We start from the raw sequence: 1,852 nt of genomic DNA, 5'->3' as shown, positions 1-1,852 counted from the left end.
GGACTGCACGGGCATCAAGGGCTTTCGCGGCATATCCTCGGCGCAAAAAGCCGCGCCTGCGGTATTCCACGATCCCTTGACTCCCGCTCCGTCCCGAGGCTCGATTTTGGGCTGGTGGTGGCTTGCCACCGCCTGCCGAAAATGAGCAACCAACGAGCGCAGCGAGGCGGTAGGGTTCGCGGTGTTTCGGAGGCACCGGCTACGCCGAGGCTGTCTATCGGCTTTCAGGTGCGCCGACAGTCCGGCAGCAACCCCCCGACCGAAGGGAGCGGGGGCGTAGGCCGAAGGCCGGAGGGTGAGAACCAAGCGAAGCGCAGGTTACACCTTGCTCCCTAAGAGGGGGCAGGGCGCAGGTTACACCTTGCTCCCTAAGAGGGGGCAGGGCGCAGGTTACACCTTGCTCCCTAAGAGGGGGCAGGGCGCACTTACCGGTATCTGTCAGATACCCCGTGCGAAAGACAAAGCAAGGCTACACAGAGTACCCTCTGTGACTTGGTCAGGTGCTGCGCCCCGACACCCTGCTACCCATCGCCACCCCCCGCCGGCTTGTCAGCCTTGGGGGCACGGCGGTAACGGCGCTCACCATCCCGCCAGTTGAACGCCACTCGGCTACCGTCGTCCTCGGATTCGGCGGGGCCGTCGGCCATGGTCAGATCCTCGTCCGTCTCCTGATCCACCTTGAGCACATCGGCCAGCGCACCCCCTGCCGCCACGAACCGGCGCTTGTGGGTTTGCCTGGTCAGCTCCAGGAACCATGATTCATCGGCCACCATGTCGGCGGGTTTGGTGGAGTACTTCAGGGTCTCGGCCACCGCGCCCTGCAACGCTGCCGCCGTGGCGTCCAGCGGGGTCTGACCGATCTTGGGCGCCCGTGCCTTGACCGTGCGAACGTCCACGTTCGGCAGGTAGTCCACCCGCAGGCAGTCGCCCCACAGCGCCACCCATTTGGCGTGTTTGACGTAATTGGCCCCTTTGAACCATGACGGCGGCACCATCAGCAGCGCGTGAAAGTGCGGGTGTGCGCTGCCGTCTTTCCCCCGTGTCACCTCGGTGGTACGCACCCATCCCAAAACGGGCTTGAACTCCTTCCGCTTGATCAGCCGCTGCCAAGCGGCGTTCATGGCCGTAAGGGTTTCGCCCAGCTCGGTGATCGGGCAGTTGCGAACGGTCAGGGTCAGGAACAGCCAGCGGGCTTTCGGATGCTCGATCACCAGCTTGGGCAGGGACTGGTAAAAACGGGCCTGCCACATCAGCGAGCGCCGCCACTGGCAGACAGGGCAATGCCGAACACGGCAGAAACGGGCCTCTCGCAGCCGTAGGCGCGTTTCTCCGGTCTCGGGCAGGTCAGCCCACCCGAACCGTAAAACACCGCTGCATTCGGCCATACGGGCCGCGTAACGCTCGAATTCGACGGCACCGGCATAGATACCCCCCACGTCATCGGATTGCGCCCTGTGCGTGTCCCACGGCTTATCGCTCGGGCTGTAATCAGTCAGGCCATCTCTGGCGGGTTGGTGTGGCGTACAGGCGGTTTTGTTAGTATCCTTCACGCAGGAAGGCGCTAAAACTTCCATGAAAAACCCCGGTTGTGTTGTTTGCTTGGTCGCTAACAATCATCGGGGTTTTTCTTTGACCAGTCAAATTCGCCGCAAACCCGCGCCACCACTGGGCTAGAGCCTCTTTTCATACCCGCTAATTATCCCTTAAGTATAAATACAAGGAAAACGGGGCGGAAAACCGCCCCAAAACCACCCCACTGACGCACCCCCCTGAGGGGGGTTTGTCCGCCCTTCGCGAGGCGGGGGATGGGCAACGGGCTGCGCCCTAAACCCACCCCCACCTGTAGGCTGGG

Annotated in this window: 1 protein-coding gene; it reads right to left on the bottom strand. The window is 62.9% G+C overall.

Going from position 1 to position 1,852, the window contains the following annotated elements:
- Positions 1-521: 521 nt before the first annotated feature.
- Entirely contained in the window at positions 522-1,550 is a 1,029-nt protein-coding gene (locus ACPW74_RS23585; RefSeq protein WP_425859298.1) for a protein rep, read from the bottom strand.
- Positions 1,551-1,852 lie beyond the last annotated feature (302 nt).

It is taken from the genome of Aeromonas sp. INTO2 (assembly GCF_049860605.1).
Taxonomy (GTDB): Bacteria; Pseudomonadota; Gammaproteobacteria; order Enterobacterales; family Aeromonadaceae; genus Aeromonas; species Aeromonas caviae.
The sequence above is the reverse complement of the archived record's forward strand: the minus strand, read 5'-3'. Positions and strand labels throughout refer to the sequence as shown.